Annotated in this window: 19 protein-coding genes; 11 read left to right on the plus strand and 8 right to left on the minus strand. The window is 65.0% G+C overall.

Translation table 11 applies throughout. From position 1 onward, the window contains the following. Positions 1–109: 109 nt before the first annotated feature. A complete protein-coding gene (locus ABIE56_RS12065) occupies positions 110–2569 on the plus strand; it encodes a TonB-dependent receptor (RefSeq protein ID WP_429244047.1) in 2460 nt (819 codons plus the stop codon). 31 nt (positions 2570–2600) lie between these two features. Here the strand turns inward: ABIE56_RS12065 and ABIE56_RS12070 are convergent, their stop codons facing one another. Beyond that, entirely contained in the window at positions 2601–3212 is a 612-nt protein-coding gene (locus tag ABIE56_RS12070; RefSeq protein WP_429244048.1) for a hypothetical protein, read from the minus strand. A gap of 323 nt (positions 3213–3535) precedes the next feature. Between ABIE56_RS12070 and ABIE56_RS12075 the strand changes: the two genes are divergently transcribed. Beyond that, positions 3536–4453 carry an MBL fold metallo-hydrolase gene (locus ABIE56_RS12075; protein ID WP_429244049.1) on the plus strand — a complete coding sequence of 306 codons (918 nt, stop codon included), beginning with the start codon at positions 3536–3538 and terminating at the stop codon, positions 4451–4453. Positions 4454–4457: 4 nt separating this feature from the next. Here ABIE56_RS12075 and ABIE56_RS12080 read toward each other — a convergent pair whose 3' ends face one another. Next, positions 4458–5060 carry a phosphatase PAP2 family protein gene (locus ABIE56_RS12080; protein WP_429244050.1) on the minus strand — a complete coding sequence of 201 codons (603 nt, stop codon included), beginning with the start codon at positions 5058–5060 and terminating at the stop codon, positions 4458–4460. A gap of 183 nt (positions 5061–5243) precedes the next feature. Here ABIE56_RS12080 and ABIE56_RS12085 point away from each other — a divergent pair, with 183 nt between their 5' ends. Beyond that, the gene (locus tag ABIE56_RS12085; protein WP_429244051.1) at positions 5244–5948 is read left to right on the plus strand and encodes a pirin family protein; all 705 of its coding nucleotides are present in this window, start codon (positions 5244–5246) and stop codon (positions 5946–5948) included. Between the two features lie 28 nt (positions 5949–5976). On the opposite strand, the gene ABIE56_RS12090 is transcribed toward ABIE56_RS12085, so the two are convergent. Continuing rightward, positions 5977–6762 (minus strand): alpha/beta hydrolase, encoded by a 786-nt coding sequence (locus ABIE56_RS12090; RefSeq protein ID WP_429244052.1) that lies wholly within the window; start codon positions 6760–6762, stop codon positions 5977–5979. Between the two features lie 120 nt (positions 6763–6882). Here ABIE56_RS12090 and ABIE56_RS12095 point away from each other — a divergent pair, with 120 nt between their 5' ends. Then, positions 6883–7731 carry a LysR family transcriptional regulator gene (locus ABIE56_RS12095; protein WP_429244053.1) on the plus strand — a complete coding sequence of 283 codons (849 nt, stop codon included), beginning with the start codon at positions 6883–6885 and terminating at the stop codon, positions 7729–7731. 33 nt (positions 7732–7764) lie between these two features. Then, positions 7765–8649 (plus strand): DMT family transporter, encoded by an 885-nt coding sequence (locus ABIE56_RS12100; protein ID WP_429244054.1) that lies wholly within the window; start codon positions 7765–7767, stop codon positions 8647–8649. On the opposite strand, the gene ABIE56_RS12105 is transcribed toward ABIE56_RS12100, so the two are convergent. Next, entirely contained in the window at positions 8646–9539 is an 894-nt protein-coding gene (locus ABIE56_RS12105) for a LysR family transcriptional regulator (protein ID WP_429244055.1), read from the minus strand. The genes ABIE56_RS12100 and ABIE56_RS12105 overlap by 4 nt on opposite strands. 162 nt (positions 9540–9701) lie before the next feature. Between ABIE56_RS12105 and ABIE56_RS12110 the strand changes: the two genes are divergently transcribed. Together ABIE56_RS12110 and ABIE56_RS12115 are read left to right on the plus strand one after the other, a co-directional pair. Beyond that, positions 9702–10481, plus strand: a complete 780-nt coding sequence (locus ABIE56_RS12110; RefSeq protein WP_429244056.1) for a dioxygenase family protein — start codon at positions 9702–9704, stop codon at positions 10479–10481. Next, on the plus strand, positions 10478–11134 hold the full coding sequence (locus ABIE56_RS12115) for an alpha/beta hydrolase (protein WP_429244057.1): 657 nt from the start codon (positions 10478–10480) through the stop codon (positions 11132–11134). Before ABIE56_RS12110 ends, ABIE56_RS12115 begins: the two co-directional genes overlap by 4 nt. Before the next feature lie 86 nt (positions 11135–11220). On the opposite strand, the gene ABIE56_RS12120 is transcribed toward ABIE56_RS12115, so the two are convergent. Then, positions 11221–12513, minus strand: coding sequence for a glycoside hydrolase family 2 (locus ABIE56_RS12120; RefSeq protein ID WP_429244058.1), 1293 nt, complete (start codon positions 12511–12513; stop codon positions 11221–11223). Between the two features lie 544 nt (positions 12514–13057). Between ABIE56_RS12120 and ABIE56_RS12125 the strand changes: the two genes are divergently transcribed. Next, complete coding sequence (locus ABIE56_RS12125) at positions 13058–14056, plus strand: DUF535 family protein (RefSeq protein WP_429244059.1); 999 nt, start codon at positions 13058–13060, stop codon at positions 14054–14056. Between the two features lie 72 nt (positions 14057–14128). Here ABIE56_RS12125 and ABIE56_RS12130 read toward each other — a convergent pair whose 3' ends face one another. Continuing rightward, entirely contained in the window at positions 14129–15442 is a 1314-nt protein-coding gene (locus ABIE56_RS12130; RefSeq protein WP_429244060.1) for a PQQ-dependent sugar dehydrogenase, read from the minus strand. Then, positions 15435–15878 carry a DUF2231 domain-containing protein gene (locus ABIE56_RS12135; RefSeq protein ID WP_429244061.1) on the minus strand — a complete coding sequence of 148 codons (444 nt, stop codon included), beginning with the start codon at positions 15876–15878 and terminating at the stop codon, positions 15435–15437. Before ABIE56_RS12135 ends, ABIE56_RS12130 begins: the two co-directional genes overlap by 8 nt. 203 nt (positions 15879–16081) lie before the next feature. Between ABIE56_RS12135 and ABIE56_RS12140 the strand changes: the two genes are divergently transcribed. Then, positions 16082–16618, plus strand: coding sequence for a YaeQ family protein (locus tag ABIE56_RS12140; protein ID WP_429244062.1), 537 nt, complete (start codon positions 16082–16084; stop codon positions 16616–16618). A gap of 110 nt (positions 16619–16728) precedes the next feature. Here ABIE56_RS12140 and fabR read toward each other — a convergent pair whose 3' ends face one another. Further along, positions 16729–17397 carry an HTH-type transcriptional repressor FabR gene (fabR, locus tag ABIE56_RS12145; RefSeq protein WP_429244063.1) on the minus strand — a complete coding sequence of 223 codons (669 nt, stop codon included), beginning with the start codon at positions 17395–17397 and terminating at the stop codon, positions 16729–16731. A 95-nt stretch (positions 17398–17492) separates the two neighbouring features. Between fabR and ABIE56_RS12150 the strand changes: the two genes are divergently transcribed. Next, complete coding sequence (locus tag ABIE56_RS12150) at positions 17493–18566, plus strand: ferredoxin reductase (protein ID WP_429244064.1); 1074 nt, start codon at positions 17493–17495, stop codon at positions 18564–18566. An 8-nt stretch (positions 18567–18574) separates the two neighbouring features. Continuing rightward, the gene (locus ABIE56_RS12155; RefSeq protein WP_429244065.1) at positions 18575–19690 is read left to right on the plus strand and encodes a fatty acid desaturase family protein; all 1116 of its coding nucleotides are present in this window, start codon (positions 18575–18577) and stop codon (positions 19688–19690) included. The last annotated feature ends 187 nt before the right edge of the window (positions 19691–19877 follow it).

The raw sequence follows: 19877 nt of genomic DNA on the forward strand, positions 1-19877 counted from the left end.
GGAATTTACATGCCTCGCCCCGCAAGTTCTTGTAGCCTCGGAATCGCTGTATAGGCCGCTTTATATCGCAGTCGGGCGCACCGGGGCTGCCGGGGATTGGGGAGACACCATGAAACGATTCGTCTTCGGCGCCTTGGCGCTGTTGTGTCCCGTGTTGGCGGTAACGGCCCAGGAGGTCACGGGCCCAGCGGCACCCGCCGAAGACAAGAAGGACGTCACGACGCTCGAAAGCGTCACCGTCTCCGCCCGCCAGCGCGATGAGAACCTGCAAAAGGTGCCCCTGGCGGTTTCGGTGGTGAGTGGCGAGTGGCTCGATCGCTCTTACACTGTGAATACCCAGCAGCTCAGCCAGTTGGTCCCGTCGCTATATTACAACTCGGCCAACCCCCGGAATACCGCGTATACGATCCGCGGCCTGGGCTCGAACACGCTTTCAGTCAGCGCCGCCAACGACGGCATTGAGCCGGGCGTCGGCTTCTATGTGGATGGGGTCTACCACGGTCGGCCTGCGACAGCCGCCTTCGACTTCACGGACATCGATCGCATCGAAGTGCTCCGCGGGCCGCAGGGTACGCTGTTCGGCAAGAACACCACCGCCGGCGCCATCAACATCACCAGCCGCCTGCCCACGTTCCAGCCCGAAGGTAGCGGCGAGATCTCGCTCGGCGAACAAGGCTTCGTACAGGCGAAGGGCACCGTCTCGGAGCCGCTCAGCCAAACTGTGGCCGGGCGCCTTTCGGTGCAGTACACCGAGCGCGACGGTACCTTGCATAACGTCAGGACCGGCAAGGACGAGAACGAATTGAACAATTACGCCGTGCGCGGCCAGTTGTTGTTCAAGCCGGATGACAGCCTGAATGTCCGGCTGATCGGCGATGTGTCCAACCTGGATTCCGATTGCTGCACGCAGAATTACCTGCGCGTGGGCAGTAGCCTGCGCAGTGCGGCGCGTCAGTTCGAAGGCCTGGCGGCGAATCTCCCGGCGCATGGCCTGCCCGCCTATTCGCCACCCAGCCGAAATATCTACGATCGCCTCACTGACATCGATGCGCCGCTGCATATCGATACACAGGACGGCGGCGTGTCGCTGAATGCGGATTGGAATGTCGGCCCTGTCATGCTGACCTCGATCTCCGCCTGGCGCTACTGGAAATGGGACGTCGCCAACGATCGCGATTACACCGGCATCCCCATCCAGCTGGTACAGCGCATTCCCTCGCGGCAGGATCAGTACAGTCAGGAATTCCGGGTGGCCTCCAATGGCGATGGCCCGCTTACCTATGTGGGCGGCCTGTACTTCTACACCCAGGAAATCAACGGCAAACCAATCAGCATTTACGGGCCGGCAGCCACGTACTGGCTCGTCAGTACCACGAGCTTTCCGCGCATGCCCGATTACCTGGCCGATGGGTATGGGCAATACGGCGACTCGCATTACCGGATGAAGAGCTACGCGGCATTTGGCGAGGTGAACTACCACTTCACCGATCGCCTGACCGGCACCGTGGGTGTGCGCTATACGTACGAAGATAAGAACGGCACGTATTCGACGACGGTATCAGGCGGCTTGCCCACCACACCTGGCACCATCCAGGACAACGCGAAGCTCTCGCTGTTCCGGCCACAGAGTTATCGCGCGTCAGATAACGGCGGTAACCCGTCCGGCCGCCTCAACCTGGCCTACCAGTTCACCGATGACCTGATGGGCTATGTGGGTTACGCCTACGGCTATAAATCCGGCGGCCTCAACATGTCCGGCCTGCCGCTCGATGCAGCGAATAACCCGGCCCTGGCCACGGCGGTGATCAAAGACGAAACGAACCGGACCTGGGAAGCGGGCCTGAAATCGGCCTGGTGGGATAACCGCGCCACGGCGAACCTGGCCGCCTATCGCACCGTGGTCCGCAACTACCAGGCCAATATCACCTCAAGCACCGAGACGGCCGCTATTCGTACCTATCCGGCGAACATTCCGGAGGTGAGGGTGCAAGGCGTCGAAGGTGACTTCGCCGCGTTGCTGTTCCGGGGCTTCACGTTACGGGCGTCGTTCGCCTACGCCGATGGCAAGTACACGGATTACCCCAAGGGCCCCTGCCCGCTCGAATGGCAGAATCCCAATGCCGCCGGTGGCTGCCAACCGCTGGTGGCGCCAGCGAGCCTGGCGATCAAGACCTCGAATCCGCGCGGCAATCCCGACGTGCCCGGCGCCTACGTGCTTACCGGCCTACCGCTGGCCGGGCTCTCGAAATGGGCCGGCTCGCTCGGCTTCGATTATGAACTGCCGATCGGTAGCGACGCCTTCCTCGTCCATGCCGACACGAGTGCGCGCAGCGATTACAACTCCGACACAGCCAATTCGATCTACACGCGAATTGCTGGCTATGCCGTGGTCAACGCGAGCGTCGGTTATCGGTTCAACGATAACTGGGAGGTGGACGTTTTCGCGCGCAACCTGTTCGACCGGAATTACGTCACGGCCCTCACCGTGCAGACCGGCAACTCCGGCCTGATCCTCGGCCAGCCCAGCGATCCGAGATTGGTGGGCGTGACGTTGCGCGCCCACTTCTAACGTTCGGCATGCCGCCGGGAGCTTTGCCGATCTACTTGGGCGTGACCTGGATGGCCACGCCTTCCACATAAGTCATCCGTACCAGGTCGCCCACCTTCAGGCTGGCCATTCGCGCCTGGCGCGCGGGATCGTGGACCTCGATCTTGCGCTGCTTGCCGTCGGGGCCGGTCAGGGTGACGGTGTGAGCGGTGAGGTCGATGGCATCGATCCGGCTCGTGACCGAGATGGATTTGCCCACGACACCACCGGGCTTGTCGCCGGCCGCTGCCCTCTGGCTATCCACCGCACTTTCCACACCGAGCGTGCCGCCGTTGGCCGGGAGGATCTCCAGGGCTGTCGCCGCTTCGTAGGTGATCGTGACGACGTCACCGACCTTCAGCTGGGCGAAGTTATGCACCTCCTTGCCCGCCTCGATCGTGAATTCTTCACCGTTGGCATTCTTCAGGGTGACAAAGCGACTCTTACGGTCGATCTGGGTAACGGTGACTGATTCGGTTTCCTGGTGGCGGCCCAGTTCGTAGGCTGTGCCATGCACCGTCGATGACGCGGCGGGGGCTGCGGCCTGTGCGAGCGTAGCCGTAGGCATGACATACGCCACGGTGGCCACGACCAGGCACATCGGGATAAGGGACGACTTGTGCATGCGATTTCTCCTTGGGCGGAATAGCCGGGACGACACCTAGATGGTGTTTCCGGGCGGTCCGATGTGGGAGCGTAGGAATGCCTTGCCTGGGGCAGTAGAAATACCGAGCCGCCCGAGCCGGCATCGGTTGCCGGGATCGCGCGCAAGCGCGCTCCTACAGGAAGAGCGTGGGCATCACGGGCAACGAGGGCAGCAGGCGTTCGTGGCTTGGAGATGTTGGTTTTCTTTGGTGCGTGGTGGGCAACACGTTGGCGTGTGTGGCGGATCTACTGGGGATTTTGCGTGCGGCCTACGATGCACTCGTCCCCCACTGGAGAGTCATCATGTCTGCTGTAGCCAACGCGCCACGCCAAGCCACGCCCACCGGGGAAGAACTGGTTCCTTCCCGTTACGCCGTCAATATCGGCGATATCGATGTGCTCGTCGTCAGCGATGGCGTGCTGCCGCTGCCCACGGTCACCATGGCCACCAATGCCGCGCCCACGGATCTTTCCGACTGGCTGGGCTTCATGTGCATGCCGCCGGACAAGTTCGATTGGCCGCTTAACGTGCTGGTGGTTCGCACGGGTGAGCAGACGATCCTGGTCGATGCCGGCCTGGGCCTGCAGTTCCCGGATTTCCCGCGCGCCGGCCAGTTTCCGCAGCGCCTGGCGCATGCCGGCATCGATCTGGCATCGGTCACCGATATCGTGATCACCCACATGCACATGGATCACGTGGGCGGCCTGCTGGTGGATGGCGTGAAGGAAAGCCTGCGCCCGGACGTGCGCATCCACGTCACGGCGACGGAGCTGGCATTCTGGGAAGCGCCCGATTTCACCCACACCTCGATGCCGGAAGCGGTGCCGCCCGTGCTTCGTTCGACCGCACTGCGTTTCGCCGCCGAATACCGCGACCGTATCCGGCCGTTTGATGCATCGTATGAGGTAGCACCGGGCGTCGTCGCCCGTAAGACCGGCGGTCACACGCCAGGGCATTGCGTCGTCGATATCGCGTCGAATGGTGAGCGCCTGACCTTTGCCGGCGACGCCATGTTCCCGGTCGGCTTTGATCACCCAGACTGGTCCAACGGCTTCGAGCACGACCCCGAAGAAGCGGCTCGTGTGCGTGTGCGCCTGTTCCAGGAAATGGCGGAAACAGGTTCATTGCTGGTGGCAACGCACCTGCCCTTCCCGTCGGTGGGCCGTGTGGCGCGCAACGGCGATGCATTCCGCTGGGTGCCGGTGCTTTGGGATTTCTGAGCCACTAACGGAAATGGTGGATGAAGCCGATGCGGAATCCACCCGGTAGCCAGCTGAGGATGATGGGCGACTCGGTACGACGCGACGCCCATATCCCGATGCCCGTGCCTAACGCGGCGCCGACAATGACGTCGCTCTGCCAATGCCCACGTACTTTGACGCGGGCCACGGCGTCATACGCAGGCAGTATCGCCAGGGCGTAAACCCAGGGGTGGTCTTCATGGTAGTTCACGATAAACGGCGTGACGGCCGCGGAAATCAGCGAGACCTCGCCGCTGGGGAAGCTGTGGTTCTGGCTTCCACCCTTGAACCAACGGTCCGGGTCATCCGTCTTTGAGGGGCGCTCGCGGCGGAAGGTGTACTTCATCACGGTGGAGGCACCTACCGTGATGATGGTGGAATCCACCGCCCTCCAGAACGTATCCCCTTCCTTGTCGTTATCGCCGAGCGCCAGCGCGCCGAGGCCCACGGTAAGGATCGTGCCGTAGCGCAGGATCTTCTGGTTGGATTTCTTCCAGATCCCGCTGTTGTCGTAGCTCACCCGGTGGTCAATGCCAAACGGCCCGCCGCCTGCGAAAGCCGGCAGCGGCGCGCAAAGAACAGCCATAAGAGCGAAACGAACGTACGCAGCTCGCATAGCGCCTCCCCATCGCCGGGGTCGTGGGAGCCGGCGGTTAGCGGCCCCATTACACACCCGCAAGCTTAGGCAAGGCTGATCAAACCCACGCTTTGTGCAAGCCAGCGAGCGTCCTTCCGGCTAATTTGGCGGGGATTACCCCGGGAGATACCCATGTTCGTCATCCGCCACGCCGCCGACCGCGGCCACGCCAACCACGGCTGGCTCGATTCGCACCACAGCTTCTCGTTCGCCGATTACCGCGATGAGGAGCACGTCCATTTCGGCCCGCTGCGCGTCATCAACGAGGACCGGATCGCCGCTGGCACGGGCTTCGGGTCCCATTCGCACCGGGACATGGAGATCATCAGCTACGTCCTGGAAGGCGAGCTGGCCCATACCGATTCCATGGGCAACAAGGTGGTGATCAAGCCGGGCGAGGTGCAGATCATGTCCGCCGGCACCGGGGTGACCCATTCCGAGGAAAACCACGCGAAGTCACTGACCCACTTCCTGCAGATCTGGATCATCCCCAACCAGCAGCACCTGAAGCCTGGCTACGAGCAGAAGTTCTTCCCGGATGCGGAGAAGCGCGGCAAGCTCCGCCTTGTCGCCAGCCAGAGCGGCGAGCACGGCTCGGTCACGGTGAACCAGGATGTGCGCCTGTACGCCGGGTTATTTGGCCCGGATGAGTCCGCCCACCACAACGTGGAGTTCGAGCGGATCGTGTACGTCCACGTGGTGCGTGGCTCGGTGCACGTGAACGGCCACCCGCTCTCGGCCGGCGATGCCGCGAAGATCACCGACGAAAGCCGCGTGGTGATCAGTGATGGCGTGGACGGTGAAGTGTTGCTGTTTGACATGGCGCCGCTGGACTGACGCGGCGCCACGTCGATTGGCCTGAATCCTACTTTGCCACCCCGGCAGACTTCGCGGCCTGCTCGATCAGCGCCGCGACCTCCTTCGGGTGCGACTGGTACACCGAGTGGCTGGCACCGGCCACCTCGATCGTGTGGCTGTTGGCGCGCCTGGCATACATGCGCTCCAGATCCGGGTTGATGATCCGGTCGGCCGTGGCGACCGCGTACCAGCTGGGCTTGTCCTTCCATGCCGGGTGCCCGGCCGGGGCGGCGAACACCGTGGCGGCCGTCAGTTCCTGGGCGTTCGCTTCGAACTGGGCCTGTTGCGGCGCCAGGTCGGCGGCGAAATCGGCGGCGTACTTCGTCGGGTCAAGGTAGAGGAAGCCGTCGGCGGTCTTCTTGATATCCGGGGTCTTGCTGGTGGCGCTGGGGTACTTCTTGCCGTTGGAGACTTCCGTCTCGCCCTGGTCCAGGGCGTGCGCGGCGATATACACCAGGCCCACCACCTTGGGATCGTTACCGACGTCGGTAATGATGGCGCCGCCATAGCTGTGGCCGACCAGGATCGTCGGGCCATCCTGCATGTCGACCATTCGTTTTACCGCCGTGGTGTCATCCTGGAAAGACGTCAACGGGTGCTCGGCCACCGAGACGTGATAACCGTCTTTCGTGAGGATATCGTAGACTGGCTTCCAGCCACTTCCGTTCACCCAGGCACCGTGCACAAGCACGATGTTCTGCACGCCTTCGGCGGCTTGCGCGGAGGCTGCGGTGGCCAGCGACATGGCTACCAGGGAGGCGAGGATGGCGCGCTTGATCGATGGGGTTTTCATAGTGGGGACCTTTGGTGAGTTCGAAACGGTCGCGCTGCCTCATCAACCGTTGTCAAAAGCATAGGCGCTGTCCGCCCGTCGATTGATGACATTTGGCCCCTGGATTAATCGGGAATCCCAATGCGCCCGCTACCGACCGAATTGCTCCGCACGTTCGTCGTTGTCGCGCAAAGCGGTGGGTTCACGGCCGCATCCGAGGAGCTGTGCCTTTCACAATCCACCATTAGCCAACATGTGCGGCGGCTGGAGGACCTGACGGGCTCGTCGCTCTTCGAACGTGACACGCGCAATGTGCGGCTCTCACCGTCCGGCGAGGCGTTGCACCGCTATGCCCTGCGCATCCTTCAGTTGATGGATGAGGCGATGACGGCCGTGTGCGGGCCGCCGCTGGATGGCACGGTGCGCCTTGGGCTGCCCGAAGACTTTGCTTCGTCACGACTCGCCGCGGCCCTGGCGAGCTTCATCCGGCGTAATCCGGCGGTTGATCTCGTCATCAAGACGGGCTTGAGCGGCGACCTGTTCCGCGAGCTCGATGAAGGCAAACACGACCTCGTGTTCGCAAAACGCCTGCAAGGCAGTGGGCGGGGGACGCTCGTGCGCTCGGAGCCGCTGTATTGGTGCGGCAGCGCCAGCGCGCCGCTGCGCGAATCCCAGTCACCGCTGCCGCTGGCCGTGCATCCGCCACCGAGCATTACCCGCGAACGGATCTTTGCCGCGCTGGATAGCGCGGATATCCGCTATCGCCTGGCCGTCGTCAGTAGCAGCGTGATGGTGATCCAGGCCGCCGTGGAGGCCGGCCTGGGGATAGGCGCCTTTACCGGGTACGCCATTCCCGAAGGCATCGTCAGGCTGGAACGTGACCTGCCCGATCTCGGCATCATGGAGTACGTGATCGACCGCCAGCGTGCTTCTTCGCCAGCTATCGCCGCGCTGGAACATGTGCTGATCGATGCGGCCGGCAATCTGTAAGATGTCCGTTTGCATCAGGGGTTTTGTGCGGGCATGAACGAAGGTAAGGCATCGGCGGGCGCGGTCGTCGCATTGGGCGCCACAGTCGTGATCTGGGCATTCAGCTGGATCGTGATGAAGCTGGTGCTTCGCTATGCCGGCCCGTTCGATTTCTCGGCCCTGCGTTACAGCATCGGCGCCGTGCTGCTCTTCATCGTGCTGGTGGTGATGCGCCGGCCACTGGCCCCGCCGCCGCTCGGCGGCACGATCATCACCGGCCTCGCCCAAACAGCAGCATTCCAGGGGCTGGGGCAATTGGCGCTGACCTCGGGTGGCACGGGACACGTGGTGCTCCTCGCGTATGCCATGCCGTTCTGGGCGGTGTTGCTGGCCTGGGGCCTGCTCGGCGAACGGCCGTTGCCGCGGCACTGGCTGGGCCTGGCCCTGGCGGCGATCGGCCTGACCTGCGTGATCGCCCCGTGGAACGGCCTGGGTAACCCGGCCAGCACGCTCATGGCCCTGCTTGGCGGCATGTGCTGGGCACTGGGCACCGTCACCAGCAAGCGCATGTTCCAGTGCCACCAGCCCGATCCCCTCACCTTCACCGCATGGCAGATGGCCTTCGGTGCGGCTGGCCTGGCCATGGTGGCGTTCATCGTCCCGCAGCGCGCCATCGAGTGGAGCCCGGCCTTCATCGCCGGCCTCGCCTACTCGGTGATCCTGGCCACGAGCCTGGCCTGGACGTTGTGGCTGCTCGTCGTCAGGCGCTTACCCACGGCGGTCGCTTCGGTGTCGTCACTCGCCGTGCCCGTGCTCAGCGTGCTCATGGCCTGGGCGGTGCTGGGCGAGGCGCCCGTACCCAGCGAATGGCTGGGCATGGCGTTTATCGTGGCAGGGCTGCTCGCCGTCAGTGGTGTGAAGCTGCGCCGCCCGGCTTAGCTCCAACGCACGCCATCGAATGCGGCGGCCAGGAAATCGACCATGCGCCGCACCTTCACCGGCAAATGTTTGCGCGAGGCGTACACGGCATGGATGCCGATGGTGCCGGCATCGTGCGTCGGCAACAGATGGATGAGCCGCCCTTCGCGCACATCGTCGCCCACGATGAAGTCCGGCTGCAGGGTGATGCCCTGCCCCGCCAGCGCCGCAACGCGCGATGTATCGCCGTTGTTGCTGCGCATGAAGGGCTTCACGGTGACGCGCTCGATGCGGCCATCGGCGGTAGTGAACTGCCAGTCGTCGGGCCAGTAGCTGTATGCCAGCACGGCGTGGCTCGCCAGCTCGGCAGGTGCGTGCGGCGTGCCATGGGCTTCGAGGTAAGCCGGCGACGCGCAAAGCAGCATGCGGGTGATGCCCAGCTGGCGGCTCACCAGGGTTGAGTTGGGCAGGCGCGAAATGCGCACGGCCAGGTCGAACCCTTCCTCCACCAGATCGACCACGCGATCGGACAAGGTGATATCAAGCGATACCTGGGTGTGTTCGGCGGTGAAGCGCGCCCAGAGCGGGGCCAGGTGCAGCACACCGAACGTAAGCGGCGCGGTGATACGCAGCAGGCCAGTCGGTTCCGTGCTGCTCGCACTGAGTTCGGCCTCCGCCTCGGCGATGCCGGCGAGCAGGTCGCGCGAACGGCTGTAGAACGTGCGGCCCTCGTCGGTCAGCGACAGGCGGCGGGTGGTCCGGTGCAGCAGGCGCACGCCCAGGCGGCGCTCCAGGTCGGCCACATGGCGTGAGATGGCGGCCTTGGTCACGCCGGTGGCGTCGGCGGCACCGATGAAGCTGCCGGCGTCGACCACGGCGACGAAGCTGGTCATTTCCTGGACTTTGTCCATGGGTGGGCGTCCTTGGGTGGGCGGTGGCAGTGTCTCATGGGGCGAGACAGTTGGTTTCGCTTAAGGACGTTTATCTACACCTGGGCAACCAATACCTTTCGGATATCACCGGGAGCATCGCGCGCAAGCGCGCTCCTACACCGTCCTTATGGAGGCTTGGTTATGTCTGTGGCTCCGGTTCTGTTTATTTCGCATGGCGCGCCGACGTTTGCGCTGGAGCCGGGTGTGCTTGGCCCGAACCTGCAGCGGATCGGGGCGCAGTTGGAAGGCATTCGTGCGGTGCTGGTGGTGTCACCGCACTGGCAGGCGCCGGGGCTGCGGGTGATGACTGCCGAACGGCCGGCCACGCTGCACGACTTTGGCGGGTTTCCCGAGCCGCTGTACCGCTTGCAGTACCCGGCGCCGGGCGCGCCCGATGTGGCACGCGAAACGGCCGAGGTGCTGCGCGACGCGGGCCTTACCGTGGCCGAGGACGCCACGCGCCCTTATGACCACGGGGCGTGGGTGCCGCTGCGGTTCCTGCTGCCAGACGCCAACATCCCGGTGTTCCAGCTGGCCATGCCCAGGGATCTGGATACGCGTGGCGCCCTGGCATTAGGCAAGGCGCTGCGCCCGTTGCGCGAGCGCGGCGTGCTGGTGGTGGGCTCCGGCAGCCTTACCCATAACCTGTACGAAATTCAGCGCACGAGCGAATCGGTGCCTTACGCCACCGCGTTCGCCGAGTGGGCCACGCGCAGCGTGCTGGCCCGCGACGAACAGGCGCTGGTCGACTATCGCCAGGTCGCGCCCGCTGCCGAGCGTGCGCATCCCACCGAGGAGCACTACCTGCCGTTGCTCGTGGCCATGGGCGCGAGCAACGACGATGACACGCCATCGCTGGTGCCTGGCGGCATGACGTACGGGGTGCTGTCGATGGATTCGTATGCGTGGGGTGTCGCGTGAGTGGGCTCGATACGCTGATCGAAGGTCGTTACCCGCTTGCGTTGCGGCTGCATGTACCAGCGGGCGCCACGCGACTACTGGTGTTGCTGCACGGCGTGGGTGGCAACGAAGGCAATCTCGCGGCGCTGGCCGAGCAGACGCCCGACGACATGGCGGTAGCGCTCGTGCGTGGCCCCCTTGCGATCGGTCCCGGACAGTTCGCCTGGTTCCGCGTGTCATTCACGGCACAGGGGCCGCGCATCGTGCCTGAAGAAGCCGAGCGTTCGCGCCAGCTGTTGATCGAAACGATCGACGCGTTGCGTACCGAGCTACAGCTACCCGGTAGCGCAACAACGGTCGCAGGGTTCAGCCAGGGCGGAATTATGAGTGCGAGTGTCGCGCTCACCTCGCCGGCAACCGTCAGCGCGTTTGCGATTCTCGCTGGCCGGATGCTCCCGGAGATCGAGCCTTTGATTGCACCACACGCCGCGCTTCGGTCGACGCGTGCGTTCGTGGGGCATGGGCGATTTGATCAGAAGTTGCCGGTGGCGTGGGCTGAGCGGTCGCGGGAGTGGTTGGCGCGGCTGCAGGTGGCGCATGAGGTGAAGCTTTATCCGACCGAGCATGTGCTGGGAACGGAGATGGCAGGGGACTTTTTGCGGTGGCTGGGGTGATGATGGCTGGCACCTATCGCGCGCCGGCGCGCCCCCAATGGATTAGGGGATGATCCCGCTAGCAACCATCGCGAGCGAGCGCGCTCCTACAGGGGTGTGCCGCGCGCGGCGGGACGCGATGAGTGGGAGGCGGTGATCAGGCGGGTCAGGATCAGGGCGAATAGGAGTGGGATGAAGGCGGCGTAGGCGTATTGGCCGCGGGCTACGCCAACGCCCCATGGGAACCAGATGCCGGGGATGCCGAGGGTGTTGAGTTCGGTGGCGAACAGGCCGATGCCGACGAGGATCGCCGCCAGTGCGGCCAGTGCAACACGCCACGCGCCTGGCTTCGTTTCCGGCGGCGCGGGTGGTTTCGTGGAGAGAACCACGCCAGTAACGATGATCGCTACGTACAGCGCAGCGAAAGCCACACGAACGACGGCGATGATCACGTCACAGACGGCGGCTGCGCCGGGCATCATCCAAGGGCGCCCCACGAACGCCGCCACGATGTAGATCGCCGCGAGCGCCGCGACCACGTAGCGAAGGCCGTCGCGATGCAGCCCGTCACGGCAAAGCCAGCCGCTACGGCGAGCCTCGCCACCACGAATCCAGGCGCGGTCGTCCACCGGGAACCCGTCGCGCCACGCCAGCACCCATGCCGCCAGAACCAGGGGCCGCAGCACCACGGTAACGGCGATGTCGTAGCTGCGCAGGCTGAGATACGGCGTCCAGTAGAACAGCACCTGGTTCACGCGCAGCAGCGCCAGCAGCACCAGCGCCGTGACGAGCCAGCCGTAACGATCACCCGTGCGACACGCCATGAGCGCAGCCGCCATGAGCGCAAGCACGAGAAATGCGGCAGGCTCTACGGCGTCTACCACGTAGCCTTCGAAGGTCTGCAGCCACTGCACGCGGTGCAGATGATCGATGCTCTGCGCCGTGCCTATCGCCGGCGCCACGTGGATACCGCCGGCTTCGTCGCTGGCATCGAGCGGATCCATCCAGACACGAAACGCAAGATGGTAGGTTCGGGTGCCACCCACCATGCCGTGGGATAGCGGGAATACGGTGGGCCGTACGCTGTACACCGTCGCCTTCCCCGTCGAGAAATCGCCCGGGCCGCCGGCAAGGCGCCCATCGATGTACAGCTGATACGTCGAATCGAGCAACGTGGGGCCGGTCAGCGCGAGCGGCGCATCCCCGTGGCCTTCAACCGTCACGGTGAGCCGGTACCAGGCAAAGCCGCTATACCCTGCATGCCCGCGCTGGCTCCAGCCTGCGACGTAACCCGGCAGGCCCACATCGCCATCGTGCGCGCCCGGCGCCGGCGTCAGGTCCACGGTCTCCCATGCGCTGTCGTCAAAATCCGGGGCTGACCAGCGCGGATCATCACCCACGTGAAAACGCCACGGTCCATGGAGAGGCGCTGTCGAGGGACCCACCGCAACGTGCTGACCTCCTGCCATGGCCGCTGACGCCGCGCTGTTTCCGAGTGCAACCAAGCCCAACAGATAAACGAAAACCCGCATCGCCTTACGCATGGGTCGTGCTCCGCCACGAGCACCCCGCCCGTCGCCGGAGAGTAATGAAGACGGTGATGGCAACGCCAGCACAGGACTCGTACAGGCCCGTGACTCGTTGAAAGTTTCGGGAAAGATGATGCCGAGGCATTTACTGCAAACGATAAAGCTGCGGAGGCTGCATACGTAGGTTGGATGACAGTCGATAACCCTATGATTAGGCGAGCATCGTGAGGCTTTCGACGTGCGTCACACCGTGCGATTTTCAACGCCGCGACAGCGCTTGAGAACATTCGCAAAATAATCGTTGACACGCAAAAACGGCACGCCATATCTTGCGCGTCGCAAATCCAGCAGCACGCGTTTTCACTCCCCCTGCCCCACCCTTTGGACGTTGTCTCGAACAATCGTCGGGAGGCGTGTGCCCGCATGGCCGTCGTTCCACTTTTCCAGTTCAATCGCCATGCGCTTTGTTCGCTCGCTGTTCGATTCGCTGCACCCACGTAATGACTGGCACAACCACCCCCGCTTACGCGCCGCACGCTATCTCCTTCGCACCGCGATGGCTCCGCGACTGCACCGGCGCTGGCTGGCCCAACTGAATACAACGGCCATGCGCGAGGCGACACTGCGTGACGGGCATCTGTTCGAACGCTGGCAGCATCGGTGGGTCAGTCGCCAGTTCGGCAAGCGCGAACGCCTTGTACGCCTGATCGATCACTACGGCCTGATGCCACGTCTTCTGCCAGCCGACGATCTGCTGCGCGTATGTCGTGGGGAGACGCGGGTGGCCGGCGATGCCGCGGGCAAGGACGGCGAGCGCGTGCAGGTCACTGTCGCCGCGCCGATCCTCCGTTGCCTTGAGGGCGAGCTGGTGCTCGGGCTCGTGTGGGCTGACACCGCGGTGTTCTCGATGACGATTACGTTATGCCCCGCGCGCGACGAAGTACTGGTGGGGTGCATACAGGGCCCGCGTTCGCACGATGGTCTCGGCCTCGTTCGTGACGTCACACGAGCATGCCACGGCCTCCGGCCGAAGGACCTGCTGCTCTCCGCGGTGCGTTCCGTGGCGACCGCCGCCGGTATCACCCGGGTGCGTGGACCGGGCAATCAGTCGCATGTCTTCGGCAACACCCGTCGCGTGAAGGCATCCTACGATGGCTTCTGGGAAGAAGCCGGCGGCACCACCGGGGCCGATGGCATGTACGAAGTCAGTGCGACCGAGCCGGTGCGCGACATCCAGCTCGTACCGAGCAAGCACCGCTCGGCGTTCCGCGCGCGCGAGACGTTACGCGAAACGCTGTGCACAGGGGTTAGTGCCTTCTTCGCACCGGTACGCCACCTGCAACACGTGCCGGAGCCCATGCGCGCGCTCGGCGACGACGTGCCGTCGGCCGAGGTTGCGCGAGTGGCCGCCTGAGCGGCCCGCGATGCGTTGGCTTCGCCGGCTCTGGCGGGCATGGAACGCCAGGGCCGGCGAACGCCGCAGAGGTTATTGTGCCGCGGTCACCCGCCACACGGTGTTACCCACGTCATCGGCAATAAGCAACGCGCCGTCCTTGTCCAGCACCACGCCTACCGGCGCGCCGAACAGCTGCTTCTCATCCTTGGAATAAAAACCGCTGACCAGCGTTTCCGGCTTGCCAACAGGCTTGCCATCCTGGAACGCTACGAACACGACGGCATAACCACTGAGCGGCGAACGATCCCAGCTACCGTGTTCGCCGACGAAGGCGCCGTTCTGGTACTTCGCCGGCAGCGCATTCTTCTGCGTGAGCAAAAGGCCCAGCGCGGCCACGTGGGAGCCCAGGGCGTAGTCAGGCTTGATCGCCTTGGCGACCATATCGGGCCGCTGCGGCATGACGCGTGTATCGACGTTCTGGCCGTAGTAGCTGTAAGGCCAGCCGTAGAACGCGCCCTCGGTCACCGAAGTCATGTAATCCGGGACAAGGTCGGCACCGATCTCATCGCGCTCGTTGGCGATCGCCCACAGCTTGTTCGTCGTGGGATCCCACGCCAGGCCCGTCGGGTTGCGGATGCCCGAGGCATAGATACGGCTGCTGCGCGATGCAACGTCCACCTCGAGGACGTTGGCGCGGCGGTATTCCACCTCCAGGCCGTTCTCGGTGATGTTGCTGTTCGAACCCACGCCCACGTAGAGCTTGGTGCCATCCGGGTTCGCCTGGAGTGCCTTGGTCCAGTGATGCTGCACGGTAGAAGGCAGGTCAGTGAATGGCGTTGGGGGCGCTTTGATTTCCGTCTCGCCGTCCTGGTACGGGAAGGTCACGATCTCATCGGTATTGGCTACGTAAAGCGTGTTGCCGATGAGCTGCACGCCGAACGGCGAGTGCAGGTTTTCGATGAAGGTGTGCTTCTCCCACTCCCCGTTACCGCTGCCCTTGCGCAGCAGCGTGATGCGATTGCCGCCCTTGGCACCCTTGCCCGACTGGTTCTTCACCATGCCGGCGATCAGTTGCTTGGGCGTGGTCAGGGCTTCTTCGCCCGGGCCATTCGATTCGACCACGAGCACATCGCCATTGGGCAGCGTGAGCAACTGGCGGGGATGCTTGAGGTCGCCTGCGATCTTCTCGATCTTCAGGCCCGGCGCAACCGTGGGCATCGCGCCGTTCTGCCAGCCGGCAAAGTCCGGTACCTGCATGGGCGGTACGAGGAAGCGCTGCGCCTTGGGCATGGTCGGGTCGGCGCCCGACTGCTGGGAAGCATCCAGCGAGGCCTTTTCGCTGCAGGCGCCCAGCAGCGCCACGCAGGCCATGGCCAGCGCACTGCGATAAAGGTTCTTATCCATGGATCCACTCCCGGTCCGTGGAGTAGCGCACGGCGATGATGATGTGGCCGATGGCGATCAGCGCCACAGTGAGGGCGGAAAGCCATACCCCGCCCGGGATGATCGCGTAGGCATCGCGGCTATGGACGAAGGCATTAAAGATCGCCGCGATGATCGCCACGAAATTCAGCCAGAAGTCGACATGGTCGGCGCCTGTGCTGATCCGGCGCGAGGTGATCCAGACCTGGGTCAGGTTCACCAGCCGCGGGATGATGGCGAAGACCAGGCCGATGGAGACCAGCCAGGCCGCGCTTTTCGCCCACAGGATGGTGCCGCTCTTCGCATAGAGGACGTCGAAGATGAGTGCGGCGACGAAGAAACCGAACGGAATCGGGTTGAGCAGGCCATAAATGGCGTTGGCCACGGCATTGCGACGTGGTGCGGGTGGATAGCTCATGGTGGGGCCCCTTGGGTTGACCCCGCGATAGTAGGCCCGCGGCCCGTAGAGACATTGTATGGATCGCTTCCCTGCCGCCCTGTAGGAGCGCGCTCGCGCGCGATGGGGCTGCCGACAAGCACCCATCGCGCGCAAGCGCGCTCCTACAGGGGTGGCCTATGTCGTGTAGGCTTGGCGGCTAACTTCCCGGTAGACACGCCCCCATGGCTCTCAAATCCACGGTCTTCAAGGCCGACCTGCAGGTCAGCGACATGGACCGGCACTACTACCAGGGCCATGCCCTGACCATCGCCCAGCACCCGTCGGAGACCGATGAGCGGATGATGGTGCGCGTGCTGGCCTTCGCCCTGAACGCCGATGAGGCCCTGGTGTTCGGCAAGGGCCTGAGCTCGGAAGACGAGCCGGACCTGTGGCGTAAGGAGCTCACCGGTGAGGTGGACCTGTGGATCGAGCTGGGCCAGCCGGATGAGCAGCGGATCCGCCGCGCCGCCGGTCGCGCCAACCGGGTCATCGTCTACACCTACAACGGCCGCGCCGTTGAACCGTGGTGGAAGAAGATGTCATCGGCCGTGGCGCGCACCAAGAACGTCTCGGTGATCGACGTATCCCCGGCCACGGTCGAGGCGCTGGCCGCGCTCACCGAGCGCACCATGCAACTGCAATTCATGATGCAGGACGGCCAGGCCCAGGTGATCAGCGGCGATGCCGTGATCCCAGTGGAACTCACCACGCTGGCCTGACCCAGCGCCACCGCCCGATGGCTATAAAACCACCTGTAGGAGCGCGCTTGCGCGCGATCGGGCGTGCCGAGCACCCATCGCGCGCGAGCGCGCTCCTACAGGGATTTCGATCAGGCCGTGGGTAGCGCGCGGTTCAGCGCGTGGGAGCCGGTGATGATCATGCGCAGCATCTGCGAGATCTGCTCGATCAGGGCCGGGTCGCGCTCGGGCGGCTGATCCATGGCGAAGGCGCCCATGGCGAACACCAGGCGGGTGATGGCCTTGGCCACCAGGGCCGGCTCGTACAGCGTGGAGCGATCGGCCGCCGCGAGGCGAATCAGGTCGACCCGCAGCTCATCCTCGAAATAGGTGAGCTCCCGCTCCACCGCGTGCTTGAAGTCATCCGAGCCCACCGCGCCTTCGCGCAGGAGCACGTGCAACAGCTTGTCGTCGGCGCGCAGCTGCTCCATGAACGTCTCGACCGATACCCGGATCACGCTGCGCTCGGTGGACGTCGCCCGCTCACGGGCCTGGCCGATGATGGTGCGCAGCGAGCTGCCGGCCAGGTCAATCAGGGCGATCGACAGCTCGTTCATGTCGCGGAACTGGCGATAGAAGCTGTTCGGGGCGATCCCGGCCTCGCGGGCCACCTCACGCAGGCTCACCGTGGAGAGGCTGCGGTTCGGGCCGATCAGCTTCAGGGTGGCGGCCAGCAGGTCGTCACGCGAGATAGCGGCCTTCCGGGCGTGCGGCACGTCGGCGGGGACGTCAGTGATCGAGGTAAGGCTGATGGACGTCATGGGAGGCTGGGCCGCTGGCTAAGGCTGGATCATACATCGACCTGTAATATACAAGTGTATACACGGACGTATATGCGTGCGTATAGTGTGATCCCATGAATGCCCTCCCTGCTACCCAACCCCGCTGGCCCCTGCGCCTGGCCCGTCGCGCGGTCTCGCCGGCCCTGTTCGATTTCTGGGCCACCCGGGTCAACCCGCTCTGGACCCTGGAGCAGCCCCTGGCCCGCCTGGTGTCGCGCACGGCCGCCAGCCGTGACGCGGTGACCCTGGTCCTGCGCCCCAACGGGCACTGGAAGGGCATGCGCGCCGGCCAGCACGTCAACATCGGCGTGACGGTGGGCGGGCGCCGGCTGATTCGTAGCTACAGCCCTACGCCCATGCAGGACGGCGCCCTGGCGATCACCGTGAAGGCGATCACCAGTGGCCTGGTGAGCCAGTACCTGGCCCACGAGGCGCCGATCGGCGATGTGGTCACTTTGGATCCGGCCTTTGGCGACATGACCGTCACCGCCGACCACGAGAGCCTGCTGCTCCTCGCGGCCGGGAGTGGCATCACCCCGATGCGCGCCCTGCTCCGCGAACTTGCCGCGCGCAACATGCCGGTCGTGGTGGATCTGTACTACTGGGCACGCCAGCGCGATGAGTTCTGCTTCGTCGATGAACTGATGGAGCTGGCCGCGGCGCATCCGCGCCTGCACGTGCATTTTCTCGCCACGCGTGAAGGTGAAGCTTCCGATGCACGCGTGGACGCCACCTCGTTCGACGGCATCGGCTCGCTCGACCAGCGCCGCGTGCTCGCCTGCGGCCCGGGTGGCTTCGTGGAAGCCGCCCGCGCCCGCCTCAGCGGCCAGGTCGCCAGCTTCGATGCGGAGGCCTTCAGCTTGCCGCCGAGCGATGCGAGCGAGAACACGGGCGAGGTCGAAGTCCACCTCGCCCGCAGCGGCCGCACGCTGACACTGTCGCGTGGCCAGTCGCTGCTTGCCGGCCTGGAGGCGCACGGGGTGCGCCCGCCGAGCGGCTGCCGCATGGGCATCTGCAACACCTGTTCGTGCGGACGCCAGTCCGGCACCACCCGCCACATTCTTACCGGTGACCTCACCAGCGAACCGTCGTCACAGGTTCGCCTGTGCGTCAACGCGCCGGGCACCGACCTGATCCTGGATCTTTGAGGCCACGCATGAGCCGTACCCGCAACCGCCCCCTCTCCGCCGCCGACCTGCAGGCCTTCGGCGATGAACTCGACGCGATCCGCGCGAAGGTCCAGGCCGATATCGGCCCGCGTGATGCCCGCTATATCCGCCGCGTGGTCGCTCGCGTGCGTTGGACCGGTGTCGCCGGCCGCGCGCTGCTGTTCCTCGGCGCGTTCGTCCCCGCCACGCTGATTCCCGCGTGGATCGCCGGCACGCTGCTGCTGGGCTTGTCCAAGATCCTGGAAAACATGGAGCTTGGCCATAACGTGATCCACGGCCAGTTCGACTGGATGAACGACCCCAAGCTCAACGGCAAGACCTACGAGTGGGATATCGTCGCCACCTCGGCCAACTGGCGGAAGACGCACAACTTCCAGCACCACACCTACACCAACGTGCGCGGCCTGGACGATGACATCGGCTACGGCCTGCTGCGCATCTTCCCCGAGCAGCGCTGGCTTCCGTTCTATCTGATGCAGCCGGTGATCGCCGTGGTGTTCGCGCTGCTGTTCCAGTGGGGCGTGGCGATCCAGGACCTGCGCGTGGGCCGCCTGTTCGCGGGCAAGATGAAGTTCGCCGAGCTGCGCCGCAACTTCCGCCCGGTGGGCCGCAAGATGGGCAAGCAGCTGCTGAAGGATTACATCGTGTTCCCGCTGCTGGCCGGCCCGTTCTTCCTGCCGGTGCTGCTGGGCAACCTGGTGGCCAACGGCCTGCGTAACGTGTGGACCTACACCATCATCTTCTGTGGCCACTTCACCGCCGATGCGGAAGTGTTCCCGAAGGAAGTGATCCGCAACGAATCGCGCGGCCACTGGTACCTGCGCCAGCTGCGCGGCTCTTCCAACATCCGTGGCGGCAAGCTCATCGACATGCTGTCGGGTGACCTCAGCCACCAGATCGAGCATCACTTCTACCCCGACCTGCCGGCGAACCGTTATGCCGAGATCGCCGTGGAAGTGAAGGAGATCTGCACGCGTTACGGCCAGCACTACAACACCGGCACCCTGCCCCGCCAGTTCGGCCAGGTCATCTGGCGCATCCTGCGCCACGCATGGCCCAGCCGCCCGCGCAAGGTGCGTGTGCGCGAGGAAGCGGTGGCCTGATCGCGTCGCGGCACGCCGCACGCAAAATCCCTTGACTGTAGGAGCGGGGGGGGGGGGGGGGGGGGGGGGGGGGCGACCCCCCCCCCCCCCCCCCCGGGGGGGGGGGGGGGGGGGGGGGGGGGCGTGGGGGGGGGGGGGGGGGGGGGGGTCGGGGGGGGGGGGGGGGGCCCCGGGGGGGGGGGGGTGG

Source organism: Luteibacter sp. 621 (assembly GCF_050435445.1).
Classification (GTDB): domain Bacteria; phylum Pseudomonadota; class Gammaproteobacteria; order Xanthomonadales; family Rhodanobacteraceae; genus Luteibacter.

What these genes read in the sequence shown, in the direction of transcription:
- ABIE56_RS12065 (WP_429244047.1), top strand. Translation starts at nt 110, where the DNA reads ATGAAACGATTCGTCTTCGGCGCCTTGGCGCTGTTGTGTCCCGTGTTG.
- ABIE56_RS12070 (WP_429244048.1), bottom strand. Translation starts at nt 3,212, where the DNA reads ATGCACAAGTCGTCCCTTATCCCGATGTGCCTGGTCGTGGCCACCGTG.
- ABIE56_RS12075 (WP_429244049.1), top strand. Translation starts at nt 3,536, where the DNA reads ATGTCTGCTGTAGCCAACGCGCCACGCCAAGCCACGCCCACCGGGGAA.
- ABIE56_RS12080 (WP_429244050.1), bottom strand. Translation starts at nt 5,060, where the DNA reads ATGGCTGTTCTTTGCGCGCCGCTGCCGGCTTTCGCAGGCGGCGGGCCG.
- ABIE56_RS12085 (WP_429244051.1), top strand. Translation starts at nt 5,244, where the DNA reads ATGTTCGTCATCCGCCACGCCGCCGACCGCGGCCACGCCAACCACGGC.
- ABIE56_RS12090 (WP_429244052.1), bottom strand. Translation starts at nt 6,762, where the DNA reads ATGAAAACCCCATCGATCAAGCGCGCCATCCTCGCCTCCCTGGTAGCC.
- ABIE56_RS12095 (WP_429244053.1), top strand. Translation starts at nt 6,883, where the DNA reads ATGCGCCCGCTACCGACCGAATTGCTCCGCACGTTCGTCGTTGTCGCG.
- ABIE56_RS12100 (WP_429244054.1), top strand. Translation starts at nt 7,765, where the DNA reads ATGAACGAAGGTAAGGCATCGGCGGGCGCGGTCGTCGCATTGGGCGCC.
- ABIE56_RS12105 (WP_429244055.1), bottom strand. Translation starts at nt 9,539, where the DNA reads ATGGACAAAGTCCAGGAAATGACCAGCTTCGTCGCCGTGGTCGACGCC.
- ABIE56_RS12110 (WP_429244056.1), top strand. Translation starts at nt 9,702, where the DNA reads ATGTCTGTGGCTCCGGTTCTGTTTATTTCGCATGGCGCGCCGACGTTT.
- ABIE56_RS12130 (WP_429244060.1), bottom strand. Translation starts at nt 15,442, where the DNA reads ATGGATAAGAACCTTTATCGCAGTGCGCTGGCCATGGCCTGCGTGGCG.
- ABIE56_RS12135 (WP_429244061.1), bottom strand. Translation starts at nt 15,878, where the DNA reads ATGAGCTATCCACCCGCACCACGTCGCAATGCCGTGGCCAACGCCATT.
- ABIE56_RS12140 (WP_429244062.1), top strand. Translation starts at nt 16,082, where the DNA reads ATGGCTCTCAAATCCACGGTCTTCAAGGCCGACCTGCAGGTCAGCGAC.
- fabR (WP_429244063.1), bottom strand. Translation starts at nt 17,397, where the DNA reads ATGACGTCCATCAGCCTTACCTCGATCACTGACGTCCCCGCCGACGTG.
- ABIE56_RS12150 (WP_429244064.1), top strand. Translation starts at nt 17,493, where the DNA reads ATGAATGCCCTCCCTGCTACCCAACCCCGCTGGCCCCTGCGCCTGGCC.
- ABIE56_RS12155 (WP_429244065.1), top strand. Translation starts at nt 18,575, where the DNA reads ATGAGCCGTACCCGCAACCGCCCCCTCTCCGCCGCCGACCTGCAGGCC.